Source organism: Streptomyces sp. NPDC005070 (genome assembly GCF_053600395.1).
This window is the reverse complement of record NZ_JBSFZS010000127.1, coordinates 1-21,321: the sequence shown is the minus strand read 5'-3', so window position 1 is coordinate 21,321 and position 21,321 is coordinate 1. Positions and strand designations below refer to the sequence as shown.

The 21,321-nt window shown below is 70.4% G+C and carries 19 protein-coding genes and 1 pseudogene; 12 read left to right on the top strand and 8 right to left on the bottom strand.

The features are described 5' to 3' along the window. The first annotated feature begins 530 nt into the window (after positions 1-530). Both ACWEBX_RS30880 and ACWEBX_RS30875 read left to right on the top strand, forming a co-directional pair. A complete protein-coding gene (locus ACWEBX_RS30880; RefSeq protein ID WP_451888081.1) occupies positions 531-1,727 on the top strand; it encodes an MFS transporter in 1,197 nt (398 codons plus the stop codon). A 27-nt stretch (positions 1,728-1,754) separates the two neighbouring features. Beyond that, positions 1,755-2,351 carry a TetR/AcrR family transcriptional regulator gene (locus ACWEBX_RS30875; RefSeq protein ID WP_451888080.1) on the top strand — a complete coding sequence of 199 codons (597 nt, stop codon included), beginning with the start codon at positions 1,755-1,757 and terminating at the stop codon, positions 2,349-2,351. 103 nt (positions 2,352-2,454) lie between these two features. On the opposite strand, the gene ACWEBX_RS30870 is transcribed toward ACWEBX_RS30875, so the two are convergent. Then, positions 2,455-3,099, bottom strand: a complete 645-nt coding sequence (locus tag ACWEBX_RS30870; RefSeq protein ID WP_451888079.1) for a DsbA family oxidoreductase — start codon at positions 3,097-3,099, stop codon at positions 2,455-2,457. A 1,084-nt stretch (positions 3,100-4,183) separates the two neighbouring features. Between ACWEBX_RS30870 and ACWEBX_RS30865 the strand changes: the two genes are divergently transcribed. Together ACWEBX_RS30865 and ACWEBX_RS30860 are read left to right on the top strand one after the other, a co-directional pair. After that, positions 4,184-4,879: a type 1 glutamine amidotransferase domain-containing protein gene (locus tag ACWEBX_RS30865; protein WP_451888078.1), complete on the top strand. Its 696-nt coding sequence runs from the start codon at positions 4,184-4,186 to the stop codon at positions 4,877-4,879. A 224-nt stretch (positions 4,880-5,103) separates the two neighbouring features. After that, positions 5,104-5,688, top strand: a complete 585-nt coding sequence (locus tag ACWEBX_RS30860; protein WP_451888077.1) for a TetR/AcrR family transcriptional regulator — start codon at positions 5,104-5,106, stop codon at positions 5,686-5,688. A 73-nt stretch (positions 5,689-5,761) separates the two neighbouring features. Here the strand turns inward: ACWEBX_RS30860 and ACWEBX_RS30855 are convergent, their stop codons facing one another. Next, positions 5,762-6,526: an SDR family NAD(P)-dependent oxidoreductase gene (locus tag ACWEBX_RS30855; RefSeq protein WP_451888076.1), complete on the bottom strand. Its 765-nt coding sequence runs from the start codon at positions 6,524-6,526 to the stop codon at positions 5,762-5,764. Between the two features lie 343 nt (positions 6,527-6,869). On the opposite strand from ACWEBX_RS30855, the gene ACWEBX_RS30850 reads away from it, so the two are divergent. Further along, positions 6,870-7,430, top strand: coding sequence for an NADPH-dependent FMN reductase (locus ACWEBX_RS30850; protein WP_451888075.1), 561 nt, complete (start codon positions 6,870-6,872; stop codon positions 7,428-7,430). 221 nt (positions 7,431-7,651) lie between these two features. Here the strand turns inward: ACWEBX_RS30850 and ACWEBX_RS30845 are convergent, their stop codons facing one another. Both ACWEBX_RS30845 and ACWEBX_RS30840 read right to left on the bottom strand, forming a co-directional pair. After that, entirely contained in the window at positions 7,652-8,674 is a 1,023-nt protein-coding gene (locus ACWEBX_RS30845) for a GlxA family transcriptional regulator (RefSeq protein ID WP_451888074.1), read from the bottom strand. 187 nt (positions 8,675-8,861) lie between these two features. Then, entirely contained in the window at positions 8,862-9,518 is a 657-nt protein-coding gene (locus tag ACWEBX_RS30840; protein WP_451888073.1) for a DNA-3-methyladenine glycosylase, read from the bottom strand. Positions 9,519-9,862: 344 nt separating this feature from the next. Here ACWEBX_RS30840 and ACWEBX_RS30835 point away from each other — a divergent pair, with 344 nt between their 5' ends. Beyond that, the gene (locus tag ACWEBX_RS30835; protein ID WP_451888072.1) at positions 9,863-11,161 is read left to right on the top strand and encodes a TDT family transporter; all 1,299 of its coding nucleotides are present in this window, start codon (positions 9,863-9,865) and stop codon (positions 11,159-11,161) included. A gap of 150 nt (positions 11,162-11,311) precedes the next feature. Here ACWEBX_RS30835 and ACWEBX_RS30830 read toward each other — a convergent pair whose 3' ends face one another. From ACWEBX_RS30830 to ACWEBX_RS30820, 3 genes and pseudogenes are all read right to left on the bottom strand, one after another. After that, a complete protein-coding gene (locus ACWEBX_RS30830) occupies positions 11,312-12,382 on the bottom strand; it encodes a tellurite resistance/C4-dicarboxylate transporter family protein (protein ID WP_451888083.1) in 1,071 nt (356 codons plus the stop codon). A gap of 66 nt (positions 12,383-12,448) precedes the next feature. Then, positions 12,449-12,796, bottom strand: a pseudogene (locus ACWEBX_RS30825) (DUF488 domain-containing protein); the annotation flags it as partial. Positions 12,797-12,806: 10 nt separating this feature from the next. Then, entirely contained in the window at positions 12,807-15,533 is a 2,727-nt protein-coding gene (locus tag ACWEBX_RS30820; protein ID WP_451888082.1) for a multifunctional oxoglutarate decarboxylase/oxoglutarate dehydrogenase thiamine pyrophosphate-binding subunit/dihydrolipoyllysine-residue succinyltransferase subunit, read from the bottom strand. A gap of 417 nt (positions 15,534-15,950) precedes the next feature. Between ACWEBX_RS30820 and ACWEBX_RS30815 the strand changes: the two genes are divergently transcribed. Both ACWEBX_RS30815 and ACWEBX_RS30810 read left to right on the top strand, forming a co-directional pair. Next, the gene (locus ACWEBX_RS30815) at positions 15,951-16,466 is read left to right on the top strand and encodes a MarR family transcriptional regulator (RefSeq protein ID WP_451888071.1); all 516 of its coding nucleotides are present in this window, start codon (positions 15,951-15,953) and stop codon (positions 16,464-16,466) included. A 28-nt stretch (positions 16,467-16,494) separates the two neighbouring features. After that, positions 16,495-16,950 carry a DUF6884 domain-containing protein gene (locus ACWEBX_RS30810; protein ID WP_451888070.1) on the top strand — a complete coding sequence of 152 codons (456 nt, stop codon included), beginning with the start codon at positions 16,495-16,497 and terminating at the stop codon, positions 16,948-16,950. 49 nt (positions 16,951-16,999) lie between these two features. Here the strand turns inward: ACWEBX_RS30810 and ACWEBX_RS30805 are convergent, their stop codons facing one another. Beyond that, complete coding sequence (locus tag ACWEBX_RS30805) at positions 17,000-17,473, bottom strand: MarR family winged helix-turn-helix transcriptional regulator (RefSeq protein ID WP_451888069.1); 474 nt, start codon at positions 17,471-17,473, stop codon at positions 17,000-17,002. A 108-nt stretch (positions 17,474-17,581) separates the two neighbouring features. Here ACWEBX_RS30805 and ACWEBX_RS30800 point away from each other — a divergent pair, with 108 nt between their 5' ends. From ACWEBX_RS30800 to ACWEBX_RS30785, 4 genes are all read left to right on the top strand, one after another. Further along, positions 17,582-18,631 carry an LLM class flavin-dependent oxidoreductase gene (locus ACWEBX_RS30800; protein ID WP_451888068.1) on the top strand — a complete coding sequence of 350 codons (1,050 nt, stop codon included), beginning with the start codon at positions 17,582-17,584 and terminating at the stop codon, positions 18,629-18,631. After that, positions 18,624-19,655, top strand: a complete 1,032-nt coding sequence (locus ACWEBX_RS30795; RefSeq protein WP_451888067.1) for an LLM class flavin-dependent oxidoreductase — start codon at positions 18,624-18,626, stop codon at positions 19,653-19,655. The genes ACWEBX_RS30800 and ACWEBX_RS30795 overlap by 8 nt, the downstream gene beginning before the upstream one ends. A gap of 35 nt (positions 19,656-19,690) precedes the next feature. Then, positions 19,691-20,410 carry an NADPH-dependent F420 reductase gene (locus ACWEBX_RS30790; RefSeq protein ID WP_451888066.1) on the top strand — a complete coding sequence of 240 codons (720 nt, stop codon included), beginning with the start codon at positions 19,691-19,693 and terminating at the stop codon, positions 20,408-20,410. A gap of 143 nt (positions 20,411-20,553) precedes the next feature. Then, entirely contained in the window at positions 20,554-21,171 is a 618-nt protein-coding gene (locus ACWEBX_RS30785; protein WP_451888065.1) for a TetR/AcrR family transcriptional regulator, read from the top strand. Positions 21,172-21,321: the final 150 nt, after the last annotated feature.

Genomic DNA, 21,321 nt, shown 5'->3' with positions numbered 1-21,321 from the left:
GTCCGACCGGGCGCCCCCGGGAGTGCCGTCAGCGTTCGCGACGTGCGCGCGGGTCGCCTCCGCGATCCAGGAGCAGAGCAGCTCTGAGATGGCCTTCACCCCCGGCGTAAACGCCGGAGCTAGCACTGGCCAAGATCAAAGGTAGACCCCACGGCGTGTGCGAGGTGGTTGGCGTCGTCGGCGAAGCAGGCGTGCGGACGAGGTGCGCGGTAGCGCCACCGGCCTTCCGGCACGTGGTCGATCCGCGGGCGGTCGATCCAGGGGTGGATGGCCGGCCCGTGGGCGGTCTGCTCGATCGGGGGCGGGAATAGCCGCGCCCGATCGCCCGTTGGGACACGCACTAGACAGATCTGTCTAGTGGCGGTCGCAGGCCGTCGGATCAGTCCCGAAAGTGACCCTTGAACTCTGTATCGACAGTGAACACCGTCAATCCGACGCGCGACCGCGTAAGGCCGTCGCGCCCACAAGCCGGACCGAGAGGCGCGCGCCTGGGTGCGGCGGCCTCCGTCGGACTGCTGGCCTCGATCATCGTGTCCCTCCTGGCCGCGTCCAGCGCCCCGACTCCGCTCTACGCGATCTACCAGCAGCACTGGGGCTTCTCCCCGATCACGGTCACCGTCGTCTTCGGTGTGTACGCCGTGGCGGTGCTGGTCTCCCTGCTGATCTTCGGAAAGATCTCCGACCATGTCGGACGGCGGCCGGTTCTGCTGGTGGCCCTGCTGGCGCAGGTCCTGGCGATGGTCACGTTTCTCACCGCCGGTGGGGTGGACGCGCTGCTGGCCGCCCGCGTCGTCCAGGGCCTGAGCACCGGAGCGGCTGTCGGTGCGCTCGGTGCGGGCATGCTCGACATCGACCCGCGGCGCGGCGGTTTCCTGAACTCCTTCGCCCCCGCGATCGGGACGGCCACCGGCGCCCTGATGTCCGGCTTGATCGTGCAATACCTTCCGGCGCCCACGCGCTTCGTCTACTTCGTGCTCCTCGGAGTCTTTCTCCTTCAGGCGCTCGGCGTACTCGCTCTGCGCGAGACCGTGAGCCGGAAGCCGGGCGCGTTGGCGAGTATGGCGCCCGAGATCAAGCTGCCTGCGGCCGCCCGCGCCTCGGTAGCCATCGCCGCTCCCGTGCTGTTCGCGGTCTGGGCCCTGACCGGCCTGTACGGCGCCCTGGGACCGGCCATCGCCCGAACGCTGGTGCACTCGGACTCCGTGGTGTGGGGCGGGCTGCCGCTGTTCGTGCTCGCCGCTTCGGCGGGGCTGGCCGTTGTGCTGCTTCGCCGCACCGCGACCCGTACGGTCATGCTGATCGGTATCGCTACCCTGATCGCCGGTGTGCTGATCACCTTGGTGTCGATCGCCTCGGGTTCGGGCGGCACGCTCTCCGTGGCCGGGTTCCTGCTGGGCGGTGTCGTCTCGGGATTCGGCTTCGGCGGCGGTTTCCAGGGCGGCATGCGCATGGTGATCCCGAACGTCGCTCCTCAGGAGCGGGCCGGCGTGCTGTCTCTCCTCTACGTGGTGTGCTACCTCGGCCTGGGTGTGCCCGCGGTCATCGGCGGCATACTGGTCGTGCACGGCGGTGGGCTCGTACAAACGGCCAGGGAGTACGGCGCGGCGGTCGTCGTGCTGGCCCTGGTGGCCCTGGCGGCACTCGTTCTCCACGGTCGGCGTGCGGAGAAGGTCACGGCCGGCTTGCGGGGCGCGCGCGTGATGGATGTCGCGGCGCAGGTGGATTGAGCGGGTCTTCCGAAACGGGTGAATGTCATGTCTGCCAACACCGCGACGAAGCCGTCGGCGCGCCTGCGCCTGCTGGAGGCCGCCGACGAGCTCTTCTACAGCGAAGGCGTGCGGACCGTCGGCATCGACCGTGTCATCGAACACGCCGGGGTCGCGAAAGCTTCTCTCTACAACACGTTCGGCAGCAAGGAGCAGTTGGCCGGGGCCTACCTGGAACTCCGCGGCAGCCGCATCCAGGACAGGATCAACCGGGTTCTGGCGCGCTACGCGACCCCGCGCGAGCGGCTGCTGGGAGTCTTCGAGGCGCAGTCCGAGGCACTCGCCACCCCGGGCTACCACGGCTGTCCGTTCGTACGGGCCACGGCCGAGGCTCCGGAGGACAGCTCGATCACCCGCATCGCTGAAAGCCACCGGGCCTGGCTACGTGACCTGCTGACCGGACTGGCCGCCGAGTCCGGGTACGCCGAACCCGGCCACCTCGCACGCCAACTGCATTTCCTCTACGACGGTGCCGCCAACGCCGTGCGTATGGACAACGACTCCTCGGCAGGCGCTGTCGCCCGCGACGCCGCGGCGGCACTCCTCGACGCGGCGCGCCTCGCCGAGCCGGACCCGGGGACATGAGATCCATCGCCGGGGCGGCGAGCTCGGACCGGCACTGCAGGCCGGTCCGGCTGCCGCCCGATCCCGCTCGCCACCCGGGACCCGGCCCCCGAAGGGGACCGTCTCACGCCGCCGGTCGATCCGCCCAAGCCTTCTCCAGCGCCTGCGTGAACATCTCGGCCGACTGGACCCCGTTCACCGCGTAGCGCCGGTCCAGAACGAAGAAGGGCACACCACTGACACCCATGTCGGACGCGAGGCGTTCGTCGGCCCGCACCTCCGCGGCGAACGCCTGCGGATTGTCGAGCACGTCTCGGGTCTTCGCCTCGTCCAGCCCCGCTTCGACGGCCAGACTCACCTGAGTCTCCCTGTCATAGATCGAACGCTCTTCCGCGAAGTTCGCCCGGAAGGCGAGATCCATCAGTTCGGCCTGGCGCCCCTGCTGCTTGGCGAAGTGCAGGAGCCGGTGCACGTCGAAGGTGTTGCCGAAGACCCGTCCGCCGACGCGGTAGCCCAGCCCCACCTCTCGCGCCATGGCCGCAGCCTGCTCTTCCCGGGCCACCTGCTGCTCACGGGTGCGACCGTACTGTGCCGCGACCGCCTCGATGATCGGCACGGCCCCGTTCTCGGCCTGGGGATTGAGTTCGAAGGACCGGTGGGCCACTTCCACCTCGTCCCGGCGAGCGAACGCGGCGAGCCCCTGGTCGAAACGGGCCTTGCCCACGTAGCACCAGGGGCAGGCGATGTCGGTCCATATCTCGACGCGCATGTCAGCTTCTCCTGTCGTTTGTTCCGTAGCGCTCGGCGACCTTCCCTTCGTCCGAGGGGTGGCCGGGCGATACAACCAATATAGACGACCGGCCGTCTATCTCCTCCGTGATCCTGCTCAAGCACGCCTTCGGTGCGCACTGCGGTCACCGCCGCGCGGATCACGACTTCGGACGTCCGGAACGGGACCGCGGGCCATAGCCCCTGCTCACGAGGCTGGAGTGGGCCTCCGACGCATACGAGGGCCATGCCGTCGCGGCCATCACCCGGGGCACTTCGCGGGATGTCCGCCCGCATGCGCCGGGCCCACGTCGCCTTTAGGCTGGATTGCGCTCGAGTCCCTCGGAGCTCACATGAGGGACGAGGAGGTGACGCCCCGATGGCGCGGCTACGGGCAGCACGCTCGGTGCTTCCTGGCACCGCCAGGTGTATGACGGGCTGCCGGGCGAACGGTCCCTGATCGCGTCCGGCGTGGCCAGGGGACGGGCATCACGTTGCAGTCCCATACCCGAGGTGCGACCGGCCGTAGCGCATCGGCCCCCCGTCGCGTCGCGTCGACGGTCAGTGGCTTCTGGCACTGGGTCGTCCACGACTGTGCGGGCGATGGCGACAGGAACAGCGCCTGTCCGGCGGGGCGGAGATGCCGAGCAACGACGCGGGTCGGCACGGCCGTCGCGGCGCCGCACCCCCGCCAGGGGAAGCACCCCACCGCTCCATGTCCGTCGTTCACGCGTCGGCCGCACCGCGCCGCGCCCCGACGTCGCCACGGAGCCGATGTCGGCCGGCGCGGCTTCCGGCTCGTCGCACACGGTCCGGCGGGGCGCCCGACTCACGCCAGGGTTCGGGATCCCGCCCTGATGCGGAGCGCGGCCGCAATCGAGCACGAGCCGGTGCAAGCCGGACGCGTCAGGGTTCACACACGTACGCGTAGGCATCACCGGAGGGAGACAGGGCCGATCGCCCCGCACGGGCACCTGGTCGACCGTTCCGGTCCGGTCGCACCCAGCAGTTCAAGTACAGGGTCACACAAGGCAATTCAGTCGAGGTCCCCGACGAGCCAGGTGGGGACAAGGAGGCGGAGAACGATGGCGAAAGTGCTCTTCATCGTGAGTGGCGCGACGTACTGGGTACTGAAGGACGGCACCCGGTACGCGACCGGCTACTGGGCCGAAGAGTTCGCGATGCCCTACAAGGCCATCACGGAAGCGGGTCACGAGGTCGTGGTCGCCACGCCCGGAGGCGTGACCCCCAACGTCGACATGATGAGCCTGCGTCCCTCCATGGCCGGTGGCGAGGAAGGCGCTCTGGAGCTGGAGGAGATCATCCGTTCCGCGGAGGTGATGCGTCGGCCGCTCAAGCTGTCGGACGTCCGCCTGGAGGACTACGACGCGGTCTACCTGCCCGGCGGCCACGGCCCGATGGCGGACCTCGCGTACGACGCCGACGCCGGCCGCCTGCTGACGGCCCAGCTCGCCTCGGGCAAGCCGTTGGCCATCGTGTGTCACGCCCCCGCCTCACTCCTGTCCACCCGGATCCACGGCGAGTCGCCCTTCAAGGGCTATCGCGTCACCGGCTTCACCAACGACGAAGAGGAAGCGGTCGGACTGGCGCCCCGGGCGACGTGGTTGCTGGAGGACGAACTGAAGGACAAGGTCGGCGTCGAATACAGCCGCGGGCCCATGTGGGAGCCGTACATGGTGGAGGACCGCAACCTGGTCACCGGGCAGAACCCTCACTCCGCGGCCGTTCTGGCCGATCGCCTGCTCCAGCTCCTCAAATGAGGACTCCTGGCGGCGCCGCCTCGGCATGGCCGAGGTGTGCGTGACCGAAGACCGCCCACGGAAGAGGAGAGACTCCGAAGGCCGTGTCGCCGGCCTCTGCCCCCGCACCCTGAGAGGGGCCGGCCCCCACCGCCGACGACCCAGCCGGTGGCGCGGGAGTGGAGGGCTGCCGTAGCCTCACATCCGGAACCAGTTCCGCTTGTGGTGTGGCGAAGGGAGTCCCGTTGACCGGCGACGAAGGGGATTCGCCGCGGCCCCGCCGGCCTCTGAGGGCCGACGCGCAGCGCAACGAGGACCGTCTGCTCGAGGCGGCGGCCGCCGCCTTCGCGCGGGAGGGCATGGGCGCTTCGGTCAAGGACATCGCCCGCGCGGCTGGTGTCGGTGTCGGCACGCTCTACCGCCGGTTCCCCTCCAAGGAGCTGCTGGTCGCGGCGATCTACCGCCTCGAAGTGCAGCGACTGTGCGAGGTGGCGGCACAACTGGCGGCCACACAACCCCCCGTGGACGCGTTGCGGCAGTGGATGGAGCGATTCATCGACTTCATGGCCGCCAAACAAGGGATGGCGGACGCGCTGCGTGCGGTACTGACGGACGACAGCGAGAAGCTGGAGACCCGGGCCGTACTCACAGACGCCATCGATCGCCTGCTCAGGCCGGCGCAGGGGCCGTCGGTGGCGCGGAAGGGGGTCCAGGCCCAGGACGTGCTCATGGCCCTGGGCGGAATCAGCCTCATGGCCGGCAACGAGGACCGGCGCGACCTGGCCACCCGGCTCATCGACCTCCTCCTGCACGGCATCGTGCGGCACTGACGCGATCGGGCAGGCCCCGGCCGGATGAATGCCGCCGCGGTCTGCTCCCGTCAGGGCCCCCACGATCGTCCTTTCACCAGGTCTGCTCCCCGGCACGCACCAGGATCTCGTTGACGGCGACCCGGCGGTCCCGGGTCACGATGTACGAGACCGCGTCGGCGATGTCCTCCGGACGCAGCGCCTCGATCTCCTTCACCTGACGCTCGACCGCCTCCCGCACACCGTCACGAAGGTGCGAGCTCAACTCGGTGTCGACCGTGCCGGGCTCGACCACGCTCACCCGCACCCGCTTCTGCATGACCTCCTGCCGCAAGGCCTCGGTGAAGCCGTTCACACCGAACTTCGTGAGGTTGTAGACCGCCGTCCCCGGCCGCGCCACCCGGCCCGCGGTGGAACTGATGTTGACCAGGTCCGCCACCTTCCGGGGCGAGTCCTCCGCCGCCCGCAGCAGATGCGGCACCGCCGCGTGCGTCACGTACAGCAGGCCCTTCACGTTGATCTCGACCATCCGCTCCCACTCGTCGAGCGGGGAGTCCGTCACCGGACCGACCCCCATCGTCCCGGCATTGTTGACCACCGTGTCCAGGCGGCCCAGCTCGGACACCACGCTCTCCACGGCCGTCGCGGCCTGCCGCTGGTCGGTGATGTCGGCCTCCACCACGAACGCCGTCCCGGCGTCGGCCCGCAGCTCGCCCGCAAGCTCCTCCAGGCGCGCACGCCGCCGCCCCAGGAGGGCCACCGCCGCCCCCTCCGCGGCGAGGGCTCGCGCCGTCGCCGCACCGATACCGCTGCTCGCGCCGGTCACCAGGGCCACGGTGTCCCGCAGTCTTCCAGTCATCTTCGTCGCCCTCCGAGTGGTGCCGATCCAGTGCGGGTTGGCTGCGCCGGTTCGCTGAGGCTGCCCCTCGGCACCGACGGCCCGGGTGAGCCGCACGTCCGGGGCTCCGGGCCGGGCCGACCCCATGAGCGGAACCGGTTCCGGTTAGTCGACCGTAAGCGGAACCGGTTCCGTTTGCAAGCACGTACAGGGAGGGGCCCCCGAGGCACCCCCACCCGAAGAGGCGCGCCCAGCTTTTGCTTTACTTGACGCGTCAATCATTTCCATATTTACTTGACGCGACAAGTTCTATTGCGGGAAATCGCGCTCGCGCATTGCCGCAACGCACGGAAAGGGTCCACTCGTGACCAAGATCGGAATCATCATCGGCAGCACCAGGCCCGGCCGGAACGGCGAAGCGGTCGCCCACTGGGTGCACGAGATCGCCTCCCGGCGCACGGACGCGGAGTTCGAGGTCGTTGATCTGCTCGACTACAAGCTGCCGGTCCTCGACGAGGCCTACCCGGCGACGATGGGCAACTACAGCCAGCCGCACACGAAGGCCTGGGCCGAGAAGATCGACTCCCTCGACGGCTTCGTCATCGTCACCCCCGAGTACAACCGCTCGGTGCCGGGCGCGCTGAAGAACGCCATCGACTTCATCTACTCCGAGTGGAACAACAAGGCCGTCGGCTTCGTCAGCTACGGATCGGTCGGCGGCTCCCGCGCCGTCGAGCACCTGCGCGGCATCGCCGGAGAGCTGCAGCTGGCCGACGTCCGCGCCCAGGTGGCTCTCTCCCTGTTCACCGACTTCGAGAACTTCACCACCTTCAAGCCGGCCGATGTCCAGCACGCCACGCTTGTGACCACCCTGGACCAGGTCGTCGCATGGTCGAAGGCTCTCGCGCCTCTGCGCGCCGCCTGAGGCCGACGACCGGGCGGTCCGACGGGACGCCGATCGGCTTACCGGGCACGACCCGTGATGTGCCCGATGATCGGGGACTCACCCGGATCGCCTTCGCAGCGACCCGTCGCAGTGGGCCACTTGACGCGGCCCCGCTGCGGCGGGTCGCTCTTCTCCTCCCCCACGCGCAACGGCCCGGGCGGTTCCACGCCCACTTCCGCCGCGGACCGGCTGCGGGTCCTTCAGGCTTCGACCGGCTTGGTCACGGTCGCTTTGCCGCCCGTGACACCCGTGGTGCGGAAACGCGCTCGGTAGGCCCCGGGCGTGATCCCGAGGTTGCGCGTGAAGGCACGGCGCATCGACTCCGGCGAGCCGAAGCCGGTGCGCCGTGCCACCGAGGCCATGGGGTCGTCGCCCCCTTCCAGCAGCGCCTGGGCGGCCTCCATGCGGACCTGCTCGACATAGCGCGCCGGGGTTGTGCCCACCTCGTCGCGGAACAGACGCGTCATGTGACGGGCGCTCACACCCGCCCGGCGCGCCATGGCCGCCAGGGTGTGATTGGCCGAGGGGTCCTCGGTGACCGCGTCCAGGACCCTGCGCAGCATCTCCTGCCTCGCGTGCGGGGTGCGGGTGCGGACGCTGAACTGCGACTGGCCTCCCGGCCGCTGCATGAACACGACCATGTCCTTGGCCACTTCGCGGGCGACATCGACGCCCAGGTGCTCCTCGACCAGGGCCAGCGACAAGTCGATTCCCGAACTGACGCCCGCGGAGGTCATGATGCCGCCGTCGCGCACGAAGAGGGCGTCGGGGTCCACCGTCACCTGCGGATACCTCAGGGCGAGCTGGTCGGCAAAGCGCCAGTGCGTGGTGGCGTCGCGCCCGTCGAGCAGCCCGGCCGCCGCGAGGAGGAAGGCGCCGGTACAGACGGAGGCGGTGCAGCGGCTGAGCGCGTCGAGCGCCCGTACGGCGTCCAGCAGCGCGTCGTCCTTGATCAAGGAAGGCCACTCGGGGCCGCCGGGGACGATGACCACGTCGCTGACGTAATCCACCTGCGCGACCGGCAGATCGACGCTCATCCCGGTGCCCGCGGCGGTGACCACGTCGGCGCCGTCCGGCGAGACGACGCGCACGCGGTAGCGTCCGCCGAAGTCGTTGGCCGTCGCGAACACCTCGATCGGCCCGGCGACGTCCAGCAGGCGTAGGCCCGGGAAGACCAGCACGGTCACCAGCAGCGGCTTCCGGCCGGGTGGCCTGTCCTTCATCGTGCGCCTCCTGGACAGATGAACACGCTGAGTGATAAGCGTAATGGTTTTCTCACGGTGCCCGGACAACGGCGCCGGGGGCGCCCGGCCGCCTCAGTGGGGTGTACGGGCGCGTCGCGGGCCCGGCTTGCGGTCGCTCACAGGTCGCCTTCCGAGCCGTTGGCGGCACTCTCCTCGGCGGTGGGCTTCAGCGGTCCGTCCGGGACCGCCGGCGGGTGCCCGGGTGTGCCCGGTAGGCGCTGACGCTCGGGTCGCCCAGGGTCCAAAAGCGCCATGGATACCCGGCGGCCGGGCCGCCGACGCCCGTCCGCGGCCCCCGGCCGACCCTCTCCCGGCGCACGTCCCCGGTCGGCTCCGCGAGAAACAGGTCGGCTGCCGCATCGCAGGCCGACCGCCCGTCGTGCCGCAGATCCACGATGCCCAGGGCCCGCGCGAGGTTCCCGGGACCACGGGCCAGGTCCCGCGAGCGAAGGCCGGGGCGTCGGTGCTGCCGCGCCGACGTCTCATCGGACTCGACCGTGCCTGCCCGGAGCAGCACCGACGCAGGGCGCCGTCCGGGGCCGCAGACCACGTTCAGGCATCGGTGCACCGCGTGCGTCCGGTAGACGTAGAAGGTCCCCGGTTCCCCGAACTCCGCGCGGTTGGTGGCGTTCGGTCCCCGGAAGGCGTGGGAGGCGGGGTCGTCGGGCCCCTCGTACGCCTCCACCTCGGTGATGCGCACGGCCGTCACGCCGTACTCCGAGCGCGCCACGATCACGGCACCCAGCAGCTCGGGGGCGACCTCCACGGCTGGCCGGTCGAAGAACTTCCCGCGCAGCGCGGGCGGCAACGCCGAAGCGCCCACCGGATCACCGAACATGCGTAGTCGGGCCTGCCCCCTGCCGTCCTCACGTCCGCGGCCGAGCTGTTTGTCATGGCCGTCTCCCTTCGTGGATCGAGGCACCGGGCCTCGGCGCCCCTCGCGTATGCAGCAGGCGCGCACCGCATCGTCATGGCTGGGCAGTCGGCCACAACACGCTCGGAGACGGACATCGGAGCACCTGCCCAGGGGAGGCCGTCGGCTCGCTGTGCCGGACCCGGCCGCCATGTCCTGGGGTGAGGGCGTCGTGGCGCGTGCTGGTATGGGGCGGGGTCGGGACGCGGCCATACCTTCGAGAGCCAATGGGCCGACGGCCTCGGCCGGAACCCATGAGCTGCTGGGTGCGGGCCGGCCAGTCGATCACCGACGGTGATGACCCGATCCGAGAAGACAAGGCGCTCCACACCGTGACACCCCACTCCAGCATTGCCCCCGCGGTCCCGTCCGAGGGGGGCTCGGGCGCGAAGCGTTCCGAACATGCCCGTGACCGGCCGCCCACGACGAACAGCGGCGGGCGGGCACTCCTCAGCCCCAGTTGGTTCGCGGCCGTCATGGGCACCGGCATCGTCGCCGACGCGGCGGCCACCCTGCCACGCGGTTTTCCCGGGCTGCGGGACGCCGCCACCGTGGTCTGGGCGGGGGCCGCACTGCTGCTGGCCGTGCTCGCCGTCCGCTACGTCCGGCAGCGAACGCTGCGGATGCACGCCGCTGATCCGGTCCTGGCCCAGTTCTTCGGGGCGCTGCCGATGGCGCTGCTCACCGTCGGGGCAGGGACGCTCTTGCTCGGCCGGCGGGTGATCGGGGCGCGGGCGGCGCTGGATGTGGACTGGGTTCTGTGGTCGGTCGGTACCGCGCTCGGTCTTGCCACCGCCTGCACGGTTCCGTATCTGATGGTGACCAGGCACCGCTTCGCGCCGGGGGCGGCGTTCGGCGGGTGGCTGATGCCGGTGGTGCCGCCGATGGTGTCCGCCGCGACGGGCGCGCTGCTCATCCCGCGGGCACCGGCCGGGCAGCTGCGGCTGGCCATGGTGCTGGGCTGTTACGCGATGCTCGGGCTCGGGTTGGTGGCGGTCCTGCTCGTGCTGGCCATGGTGTACAGCCGTCTGGTCCACCATGACGCGCCCGTGGGCGCGGTGGTGCCCACGGTGTGGATCGGCGTGGGGGCGCTGGACCAGGCGGTGACGGCGCTGGTCGTGCTGTCCACGGCGGCGCCGAGTGCCTTGCCCGCGCCGTACGCCCGGGGCACCGCGGTACTGGCGCTGCTGGGCGGAATCGGTTTGTGGGGCTTCGCCATGCTGTGGCTGGTGCTCGCCACGGCGCTGACCGTGCGGGAGGTCCGCAGGGGGCTGCCCTTCGCCCCTACCTGGTGGTCCTTCATCTTCCCCCTCGGCGCCTGTGTCACCGGCACCGGCGCCCTCGCGTCCCTCACCGGATCGCAGCCGCTCATCTGGTGCGCCGTCGGTCTCTACACGCTGCTTGTCGCCGCGTGGGCGGTGGTCGTCTCGCACTCCCTGCGCCACGCCGCCGGGCGCACGGGCGGATCACGAGGGCCGAAGGATCCGGAAGGGGCCAGGGCGGAAGGGGCCAAGGCGGGGGAATCCACCGCGACAGGTCAGGCCGCACCATGACGTTCGCCGACGGCGCCACCGGGGAAGCGGAGCGCGACCGCTCCGCGGCCCGGCCGCGCCACCGCGGCCGGCCGATGCACCGCCCGGTGCGGAGGTGACGGCGCCGCGGTGCCGGGGACCCGTGGTATTCGCCCCGAGCAGGACCAGTGTCTACGGCAACAGCCGGGCGGGTGTCGAGGACGTACCGCCCGGACGAGCCTGCTCGTTCGTGCCCGAACCGCCTCCGTGCCGGGTCGTGAGGCGGGGCCGGAGCATGGTGGCCGCCATGGCCGTGAACACCACCGCCCAGACCACGGCGGCGACCCAGATCTCCCAGCGGCCCGCGGTGGTCAGCCAGGACGTCCCGGTCGTACGTCCCAGTTCGTACGTCGTGACGGCGTACATGCCGATCGGGAAGACGAGGTTCCACCAGCCGAGCTCGTAGCGCAGCGGAATCCGTCGCAGCGCGTGCCGCCAGACGCCCAGAGCCAGCAGCAGCGGGATCAGCCAGCTCGAGAACGACCACAGCACCACGGACGTCCCGACGATGACCGACCGCCCCAGCAGCACGCTGTCCGGGGGCAGTTCGAGCAGCCGCGCTCCGGCGAGCACGCAGATCGCCGCCGCGCCCATGAAGATCCAGACCGATGTCATGAGACCTTCCGGCTTCACCGGCCGTGCCAGCAGCCTGGCCAGGACGATCGCGGCGGTCAGCAGGTACTGCACCAGGCCGATCGCCCAGCACACCACGGCCAGCATCGGCAGCACCTGGCCCGGGGTCACCCGGCCCAGGGAGGCTGCCGCGACCGCCACCGACTCCGATCCCACCGCCCACAGGAACCAGGTGCCGTTCACCTGGTCGATCGACGGCACCCGTCTCATGGTGGTGATGAGTGCGAGGGGAATGCCGTAGTCCAGCAGCAGCCACCCCAGCGCCCCGAACGCCAGGAGCACCCCGGCGATCGTGGTGTGGCCGTCCGGCACCAGGCGGGCGGCCAGCACGTTGGAGGAGATGGCGATGGTGAGGAAGGCGAACGATCGCGGCCCCAGGAAATCCGCGACGAACCGCTGCCGCCGGCGCAGCAGTCGCCAGCCGTAGGCGGGCACCAGCAGCACGAAGCCGGCCAGGGCCACCACGAGCAGTGCCGCGGAGGCGGTGTGAGCGCCGTTCGCGCGCAGGGCCGTGGAGACGATGCCCGTACCCATGACGAACGCGAGCGCTCCCGGATTGAGGTTGGACACCGCCGCGACGAGGGAGGCGCGGTACCCGCGGGGGCGCTGATCGGATACGGGGCGGTCGGCGGTGGCGAGCCACTCGGCGAGGACGGCGGCATGGCTGTGGTCCACGTCCTCGGACGCGGTCAGCAGGGTGAGGCCGCCGTGACCGGCGAGGTCCCGTAGCCGCCCCGCGGCCTTCTGATGCCCGGGGTCGACGAGTTCGGCGAGGTAGCGGCGGCGGAACTCCATGAAACGGGCGGGGTCGTTGCCGTACCAGCGTTGCAGTTCGGTGGTCGGCGCGGCATCGCGCAGCCAGTCGGTGAGTTGCGCGCGTTGCCGGCGGATGCCTCCGGGCCAGTCACGGTCGACCAGTACCCGCGTGCCGTCCGCGGAGGACGTCTGCTCATAGATCCTGCGGCAGGTGACCTGCTTGTCCATGAAGCACCTCTCAGTGGAACGCCGATGTCACAAGGGTCTTCTGCTCCAGGGCGTGGCGCCGGGCGGAGCCGACGGCGGGAGCGGGCGCCTCGGGCCGGCTGACGCAGTCCACCGGGCGATCCGTGACCAGGCGCAGACGCGGCTCGACGAAGGACCAGGACCCTTGGTTCGCGGGCTCCTCCTGCACCCACCGCACGTCCGCGGACGCGGGGAAGCGGGCGAGTTCCGCTGCAAGCTCCTGATCGGGGAACGGGTAGAGGCGCTCCACGCGGACGATCGCCGTGTCCGTGAGGTTCGCGTCGTGCCGGTGGGCGTCGAGGTCGTAGAAGACCTTGCCCGAGCAGAGCAGCACGCGCCTGACCCGGGCGGGGTCCACCGTGTGATCCGGCAGGACGGGGCGGAAGGCACCCTGGGTGAATTCGGCCGGAGTGGAGGTGACCGCCTTCGACCGCAGCATGGATTTCGGGGTGAAGACCACCAGCGGCCTGCCGTGGCTGTCCAGCGCCTGCTGCCTGAGCAGATGGAAGTAGTTGCTCGGCAGAGTGGGCAGGGCGACGGTGATGTTGTCCTGGGCGCACAGTTGCAGGAACCGCTCGATCCGGGCGGAGGAGTGGTCCGGTCCCTGGCCTTCCAGGCCGTGGGGCAGCAGCAGTGTCAGCGGGGAACGCAGGCCCCACTTCTGTTCGGACGACGCGAGGTATTCGTCGATGACCGTCTGAGCGCCGTTGGTGAAGTCCCCGAACTGCGCCTCCCACACCACCAGGGCATCGGGCCGCGCCAGCGCGTATCCGTACTCGAAGGCCAGCGCCGCCAGTTCGGACAGCATCGAGTCGTACGGTGAGAAGGCCTCGGCCCGCGGGCCGAGCGAGCTCAGGGGTGTGTGCTCCTCGCCCGTGCGCCGGTCGATGAGTACGGCGTGCCGCTGGCCGAAGGTGCCGCGCCGCGAATCCTGCCCGGTCAGCCGCACGGGAACGCCGTCCAGCAGCAGGGAACCCATCGCCAGTGTCTCCGCGGTGGCCCAGTCGACCGTCCCGTTGTCGAGCATCGTCGCCCGCCGGTGGAGCTGGGGCAGAACGCGCGGGTGCACGGTGAAGCCCCCTGGCAGGTCGGTCTGTGAGGCGATGACGCGCCTGGCGGTCGCTTCGTCGATCGCGGTCGCCGCCTGCCGGGCCGGGCGCTGTCCGGCGACGGCGCGGTGGATGTCTTCGGTGGCACCGGAGCCGGGCAGCGCCCGCGTCTCGGCGAAGGCCCGTTCGAGGTGATCCTGGTAGTCGCGGCGTGCGCCTTCCACCTGCCGCTCACCCATGTCCCCGCGGCGGACCAGGGCGTCGGCGTACAGGGTGCGTACCGACTTCTTGGCGTCGATGCGGTCGTACATCATGGGCTGCGTGACGGACGGGTCGTCGACCTCGCTGTGCCCGTGGCGCCGGTAGCAGACCAGATCGATCACGACGTCCTTGTGGAACGCCTGGCGGTAGTCGAAGGCCAGCCGCGCGATGCGGGCGACGGCCTCCGGGTCGTCACCGTTGACGTGGAAGATCGGGGCTTCCACCGTCCGCGCCACGTCGGTCGCGTACGTGCTCGAACGGCCGCTGGTGGGCAGGGTGGTGAAGCCGACCTGGTTGTTGACGACCACGTGGACCGTCCCGCCCGTGCGGTAGCCGGGCAGCTGCGACATGTTCAGGGTCTCCGCGACCACGCCCTGGCCGGCGAAGGCCGCGTCGCCGTGGACGACGACCGGCAGGACGGGGAAGGGCCGGCCGGGGTCCGCGACCATGTCCTGCCTGGCGCGCACCACTCCCTGGGCGACCGGCCCCACGATCTCCAGATGCGAGGGATTCGCCACGACCGAGACGCCGATCGTGCCGCCGTTCAGGGCACGGTAGGTGCCCTCCGCGCCGAGGTGGTACTTCACGTCCCCGGATCCCTGGACGGACCGGATGTCCGTCGCGTCCTCGAATTCGTCGAAGATCTGCGCGTAGGTCTTGCCGATGACGTTGGCCAGGACGTTGAGCCGGCCGCGGTGCGCCATCCCTATGACGGCGTTCTCCATGCCGTCTCCGATGGCCCGGAGCAGCAGGGCGTCGAGCAGCACGATCGCCGACTCGCCGCCTTCGAGTGAGTAGCGCTTCTGGCCCACGTACTTCGTCTGCAGGAACCTCTCGAAGGCTTCCGCCGCCCCCAGCCGGTAGAGGATCTGAAGCTGTTCGGCACGGTCCGGCCGTCGCTGCGGACCCTCGATGCGCTGCTGGATCCAGCGGCGTTCGCGGGAGTCCTGGATGTGCATGTACTCGAAACCGGCGGTGCCGCAGTAGAACTCCCGCAAGTCGTCCAGCACTTCCTGGAGGGTCATCGCGGCGCTCCCGGCGAACCCGTCGACGACGACCTTCTCGGCCCGGTCCGCGTCGTGGAGTTCGAATGCGGCGATGTCGAGTTCCGGATGCGCGGCGGTGGCCGGCGAGGTGAGCGGGTCCGTGGCGGCCGCCAGGTGGCCGCGCACGCGATACGCGTGGATGAGCGCCGCGACGCGGACGGCTTTGAGGGCCGCCTGGTCGCTGTCTTCACGCTCAGCGGTGTCGGCGGTGCGCGCGGGGCGGTTCGCCGGTGAAGCCGGGGAGGCCTGGTCGGTGAAGAAGTCCCGCCAGGTCTGGTCGACCGAGCCCGGGTCGTGCAGGTAGTGCTTCCGTTGCTCGTCAACGACCCATGTGTTGAGCCCGAATTCCAGCGTGGTGGACACTGCCGGACCGGTGTCTGATTGCGACGTCACGGCGCAGAACGCCTTCTTTCCTTGTGCGGAGCCATACGGTGTCGGACGCGGCCGGGGCTGTCGTCCGCCTGCGTGTCCCGTATTCGGAGACTTCGCGCCTGTTGCGGAGATTCAACCTGTTCGACCGCGTCGCGCTGACGACCGTAGGCCGCCAGGACGGCGAAGAGGGACAGTCGAATGCGCCACAACGCCCTCAATTCGGGACATCGGGGCCGGGCGGCCACCTCGATGCCGCCGTCGCACAGCAGCCACTGCGCGGATGAGTGACGTGGTGTCCGGATGTGAGGGTGTCCTGTCCACCCGGCCCGGGATCGCCGTGCCGGACGGCCTGGTTGTGACGGTCGAGCCGCGGGCCCGCGGCCGAGGTGGCGATCCCCAGGAGGGAACATGACCGACTTCGATCCGCCGGACGCAACGGGGCGGCCGTTTCCACGGATCCTGCGGACCTTGGGCGTCCTGCACGGCGAGTTGCGGGTACGACACGAGCTGTCGCTCCATGGCTACCTCGTTCTCGGCGCCCTCGCCGAGGCCGGGGACGAGCCGATGCCCGTCGCCCGGCTGGCGGCGTCGCTGAGGGAGTCCGGGGACAGGATGTCGTACCTCCTCAGGGGGCTGCAGGCGGCCGGGCTGCTCGAACGCGATCGCCGTGACGGCGACCGCAGGACGGTCGAGGTCACCCTGACCGACGCGGGGCGCGCCAGGTTCGCCGACGCCGAGAGGACCGCGCAGGCGCTGGTACGCCGGCACCTCGGCCCCGGACTGGTCACCGCTCTCGCCGATTCTCCGGCCTCGGCATCACCCGGGCCCGGAGCGCCGAGTCGGACGCGACCAGGGACGGGAGTGCGCGCCGGTACCGCGACCGCCGACGACGCCACTCACGAGGAGCGGGGACAGCGGATATGACCACCCACAAGCAGCCGGGACAGGGGACATGACCGCACACGACCACATCGACTGCTTCCGACCCGAACTCGTGATCATCCCGTGTGGCAGCCGCAAACTGGAACGGCCCGCACGAGCGGCGGACCTGTACATCGGTTCGTACCACCGCGCGTGCCGCAGAGCGGCGGACGCCCTGCGGCCCGAACGTCTGCTCATCCTCTCCGCGCGTTACGGCCTGCTGGACCTCGACGACATCATCGAGCCCTACGACACCCCCCACGGTGCCGCCGGTGCGACAACGTCCCAGCTCCTCCTCCGACAGGCGACCGAGCGCGACATCGTGCTCCTCGACCCTGTCGTGGCTCTCGGCGGGGCGCGGCACACGGCTCTGGTCCACGCCGTCTGGCCGCACGCCCGCACACCACTGCGCGGGACGCGCTCCATGGGCGAGCAGATGGCCCGTCTCGCGGTGATGCGGGACGGGCAGGATCCGCATCCGGGGTGATGCCGTGCACGGCTGAGGAAGACGCGGCCTGGCCGGTCGTCGACGCGGTTCAGGTTGTGTGACGTGCGTCCAGACCGGCGCGGAGGGTCGCGGCGATGTCGCCGACCGCGGCGATCTGCTCCTGGGTCAGTGAGTCGACGAAGAGTTCACGGATCGCCCGCAGATGAGGCAGGGAAGCCTCCCGGAAGGCCCGCGCGCCCTCGTCGGCGAGCACCACCTCCGCGCCGCGGTTGTCGGCGGCGCATTCGACCCGCCGGATCAGTCCGCGGCGCTCCATGCGCCCGAGGTGGTGCGAGAGGCGACTGCGTTCCCAGCCGACGGCCGCCGCCAGCTCGGAGGAACGCGAGCGGGTCTCGTGTGCCTCGCTGAGCGCGAGGAGGACCGAGTAGTCGCCGGGCGAGAGCGAGCAGTCCTTCTGCAGGCGCCCGGCGAGCTCGGCCCGGAGCGCTTCGGCGGTCTCGATGAAGTCGCGCCAGACGCGCAACTCCTCCGGGCTGGGGTATGTCCTGCGTCGCCGATCCATCACCGACACCTCCTGATTGACACGTCAACTATATTTTGTGATGCTTGACGCGTCAATCAAAAGTATTTCAGGTGGTCAGCCCCCTGGAAACCACCGGAGGTGGAGATCATGTCGACCGCGACTTTCGAATTCGGCCTCAACTCTTTCGGGGAGGTCGCGACCGACGACGGCCGCACTCTGGACGATGCCGAGACCGTCCGGCTGCTCGTCGAGGAAGCCGGGCGCGCCGAGGCCTCGGGACTGGACGTCATCAGCCTGGGCGAGCACTACCGTCCGGACCACGTCGACACGTCGGCGCCCGTGCTGCTTTCCGCCATGGCCGGCGCCACCGAACGCATCCGGCTCGGAACCTCGGTCACCGTACTGAGCACCAACGACCCGGTGCGCCTCTTCCACGACTTCTCGACGCTGGACGCCGTGTCGAACGGCCGGGCCCAGCTCGTCCTGGGGCGGGCGTCCGCCACCGAATCGTTCCCCCTGTTCGGCTACGACCTCACCGACTACGAGCGGCTCTTCGACGAGAAGCTGGACCTCTTCCTGCGCCTCCAGCGCGAGGAGACGGTGACCTGGTCCGGAGCGTTCCGGGCTCCCCTCTCCGAACACCGGCCGCGACCCCGGATGCGCCCGGGCGGCATACCCACCTGGCTCGGCGTGGGCGGCAGTCCCCACTCCGTGCTGCGGGCGGGCCGCCACGGCCTCCCCCTCATGCTGGCCGTCATCGGTGGACGCCCTGAGCGCTTCGCCGGCCACGTCGATCTCTTCCAGCGCGCCCTGCGGGAGTCCGGACACGCCCCGCAACCGATCGGCCAGCACTCGCTGGGCCTCATCGCCGACACCGACGAGGAGGCGATCGAGACCTGGTGGCGGTACTGGAAGCCGGTCGTGACCGGGCTGGCCGCGGAACGGGGCTTCTACCCGCCGACCCGCGAACGGTACGAGGCGGAGGTCGACCACGGCGCGCTCTTCGTCGGCTCCCCGGAAACAGTCGCCCGCAAGATCGCCCGGTCGGCTCGCGACCTGCGTCTGAGCCGCTTCGACCTCAAGTACGACATCCTGCACCTGCCGCGCCGGGCCCGCGCCCGCACGATCGAGCTGCTGGGCCGTGAAGTCGCCCCACGGGTAAGGGATCTGCTCACCAAGGAGCCCACTCATGTCTGATCTCGACTTCGGCCTGGACACGTTCGGCGACGTCCCCGTCGACGACTCGGGTGCCCCGGTCTCGCACGCGAGGGCGATCCGCCAGGTGCTCGACGAGGCCGTCCTCGCGGACGACATCGGCGTCGACGTCGTCGCGCTCGGCGAACACCACCGCCCCGAATATTCCATCTCCACCCCGGAGACCGTGCTCGCCGGCATCGCCACGCGCACCAAGCGCATCCGCCTCTCCTCCGGCGTGACGGTACTCAGCTCCGACGACCCCGTCCGCGTCTTCCAGCGGTTCGCGACGGTCGACGCGCTCTCCGGCGGACGCGCCGAGGTCATCCTCGGCCGCGGGTCGTTCACGGAGTCCTTCCCCTTGTTCGGATACGACCTGGCCGACTACGACAAGCTGTTCGAAGAGAAGATCGACCTTTTCGTACGACTGCTGGACGAGAAGCCCGTGACCTGGCAGGGCGGCATGCGGGCCCCTCTGGACGCCGCGGAGGTCTTCCCGCCGACCGAGTCCGGGCACCTCACCACCTGGGTGGGTGTCGGCGGTTCACCCCCGTCGGTCGTTCGCACCGCGCGCTACGGCCTGCCGCTCATGCTCGCCGTCATCGGCGGCTCCCCTGAGCGCTTCGCGGGTCACATCGACCTCTACCGGCGCGCCGCGGCCAAGTTCGGCACCATCGCGCATCCCGTGGGAATGCACTCGCCGGGCTTCGTCGCGGACACCGCCGAAGAGGCACGCGAGGCTCACTGGCCGGGCTACCAGGTCATTCGCGACCGTATCGGGGCACTGCGCGGCTGGCCGCCGATCCGCCGGGAGGAGTACGAGGCGGAGATCGAGCACGGCTCCCTGTACGTCGGCTCACCGGAGACCGTCGCACGCAAGATCGCCCACGCCGTGCGCGAACTGGGCGTCGGCAGGTTCGACCTCATCTACACCGCGGGGACGCAGCCGATCAGCGCCCGTCTCCGCTCGGTCGAGCTCTACGGCACGAAGGTGATTCCCATGGTCCGCGACATGCTCGCCGGCTGACCGGTGACGGGAGAGACAAGGAAGTGGGAGCAGACATGAGCGTCGAGGGCATCCGTACGATCGGCATCCTGGGCGCCGGCAAAGTGGGGACCGTACTGGCACGGCTGGCGCTCGCGGCAGGCTGCCGCGTACTCATCGCCGGATCGGGCCCGGCCGAGGACATCGCGCTCACCGTCGAGGTGCTCACCCCCGGCGCGGTCGCGGTCACCGCCGCCGAGGCGGCGGCCGGAGCCGACGTCGTGATCCTGGCCCTCCCCCTGGGCAGGCATCGCTCCGTCCCCGCCGCGGCACTGCGGGGCAAGCTGGTCATCGACGCGATGAACTACTGGTGGGAAGTCGACGGCGTGCGCGAGGACTTCACCGATCCGCGCACGTCCACCAGCGAGATCGTCCAGGCGTTCCTGCCGGAATCGCGCCTGGTCAAGGCGTTCAACCACATGGGGTACCACGACCTGGAGGAGGAGGCCCGGCCCGCCGGATCGAAAGGCCGCAAGGCGATCGCCGTCACCGGCGACGACGCCGAGGACCGGGCCACGGCCGCAGACCTCGTGAGCGCCCTCGGCTTCGACCCCGTCGTAGCCGGCCCGCTCGCCGAGGGGGTACGGCTGCAACCGGGCACGGAACCCTTCGGAGCCAACGTGGGAGCGGGGGAACTGCGCGCCATGCTGGACCGGTTCCCCTCGACCGAGCGCGGCCGGACGGTCGCGGACGCCCGAGCCGTGTCGACGCCCGCGTCCGTCGACGCGGCCCACTGACCGTTTCACCTGGCCCGGGGTTCGTCCTTGGCTGAGGTCGAGCAGCATCGACCGAGCCCATGCCACGGGGCTCGGCGCTCTGCTCGCGGAGGTGTGACGAACGGAATCACCGCAAGGTAGTCGATCGGTCGTATACTTCTGGTATGGGACGCACGAGCGATGCCAAGAACAAGATCCTTTCCGCTGCTCACGCACTCTTCGAGCAGCGGGGCTACTCAGCCCTGGGCGTCGCCGAGATCTGCAAGGCGGCGGGCGTCCCCAAGGGGAGCTTCTACTACTTCTTCGACTCCAAGGAGACCCTGGCGCTCGCCGTGATCGACGAGCACTGGGCGGTCGAGCGGCGCGACTGGGAGCGGATTCTGCACGGTGACGCCGAGCCCCTGGAGCGGCTGCGGCACCTGTTCGAGGCGACGGAAGCGACGCAGCGGGCCGTACAGGACAGCTGCGGAGCGGTCGTCGGGTGCATGTTCGGGAATCTCTCCCTGGAGATGAGCAATCAGGCCGACGCCGTGCGCGGGCGCCTGCAGGAGATCTTCGAGGCCCAGGTCGAGCTGGTCGAGGCGGTGATCATCGCCGCTCGGGAACGCGGCGACGTGAACGTGGCCGACACCCACGACGCCGCCCAGTCGATGGTGGCTCAGCTCGAGGGTCAGGTGCTGTTCGCCAAGCTGTACAACAACCCCTCCCGGCTGAACAGGCTCTGGCCGAGCTGCCTCGCCCTGCTGGGTGTCCGCGACCCCAAGGTCCCGGTCGACGCCTGACACCGCCGGCACACAGCCACGGCGCGGCGGGACCCTCCGGATGTCACGCCTGAAAGCCCACCTGAAAGGATGGGCTCGATTGTGGACATAAGGCGGCATTCAGTCACCACGTCCGGCCTCTCCTTGACGGAAACACCGGGAGAGGCCGGG

What these genes read in the sequence shown, in the direction of transcription:
- ACWEBX_RS30875 (WP_451888080.1), top strand. Translation starts at nt 1,755, where the DNA reads ATGTCTGCCAACACCGCGACGAAGCCGTCGGCGCGCCTGCGCCTGCTG.
- ACWEBX_RS30870 (WP_451888079.1), bottom strand. Translation starts at nt 3,099, where the DNA reads ATGCGCGTCGAGATATGGACCGACATCGCCTGCCCCTGGTGCTACGTG.
- ACWEBX_RS30865 (WP_451888078.1), top strand. Translation starts at nt 4,184, where the DNA reads ATGGCGAAAGTGCTCTTCATCGTGAGTGGCGCGACGTACTGGGTACTG.
- ACWEBX_RS30855 (WP_451888076.1), bottom strand. Translation starts at nt 6,526, where the DNA reads ATGACTGGAAGACTGCGGGACACCGTGGCCCTGGTGACCGGCGCGAGC.
- ACWEBX_RS30845 (WP_451888074.1), bottom strand. Translation starts at nt 8,674, where the DNA reads ATGAAGGACAGGCCACCCGGCCGGAAGCCGCTGCTGGTGACCGTGCTG.
- ACWEBX_RS30835 (WP_451888072.1), top strand. Translation starts at nt 9,863, where the DNA reads ATGAGCTGCTGGGTGCGGGCCGGCCAGTCGATCACCGACGGTGATGAC.
- ACWEBX_RS30815 (WP_451888071.1), top strand. Translation starts at nt 15,951, where the DNA reads ATGACCGACTTCGATCCGCCGGACGCAACGGGGCGGCCGTTTCCACGG.
- ACWEBX_RS30810 (WP_451888070.1), top strand. Translation starts at nt 16,495, where the DNA reads ATGACCGCACACGACCACATCGACTGCTTCCGACCCGAACTCGTGATC.
- ACWEBX_RS30805 (WP_451888069.1), bottom strand. Translation starts at nt 17,473, where the DNA reads ATGGATCGGCGACGCAGGACATACCCCAGCCCGGAGGAGTTGCGCGTC.
- ACWEBX_RS30800 (WP_451888068.1), top strand. Translation starts at nt 17,582, where the DNA reads ATGTCGACCGCGACTTTCGAATTCGGCCTCAACTCTTTCGGGGAGGTC.
- ACWEBX_RS30795 (WP_451888067.1), top strand. Translation starts at nt 18,624, where the DNA reads ATGTCTGATCTCGACTTCGGCCTGGACACGTTCGGCGACGTCCCCGTC.
- ACWEBX_RS30790 (WP_451888066.1), top strand. Translation starts at nt 19,691, where the DNA reads ATGAGCGTCGAGGGCATCCGTACGATCGGCATCCTGGGCGCCGGCAAA.
- ACWEBX_RS30785 (WP_451888065.1), top strand. Translation starts at nt 20,554, where the DNA reads ATGGGACGCACGAGCGATGCCAAGAACAAGATCCTTTCCGCTGCTCAC.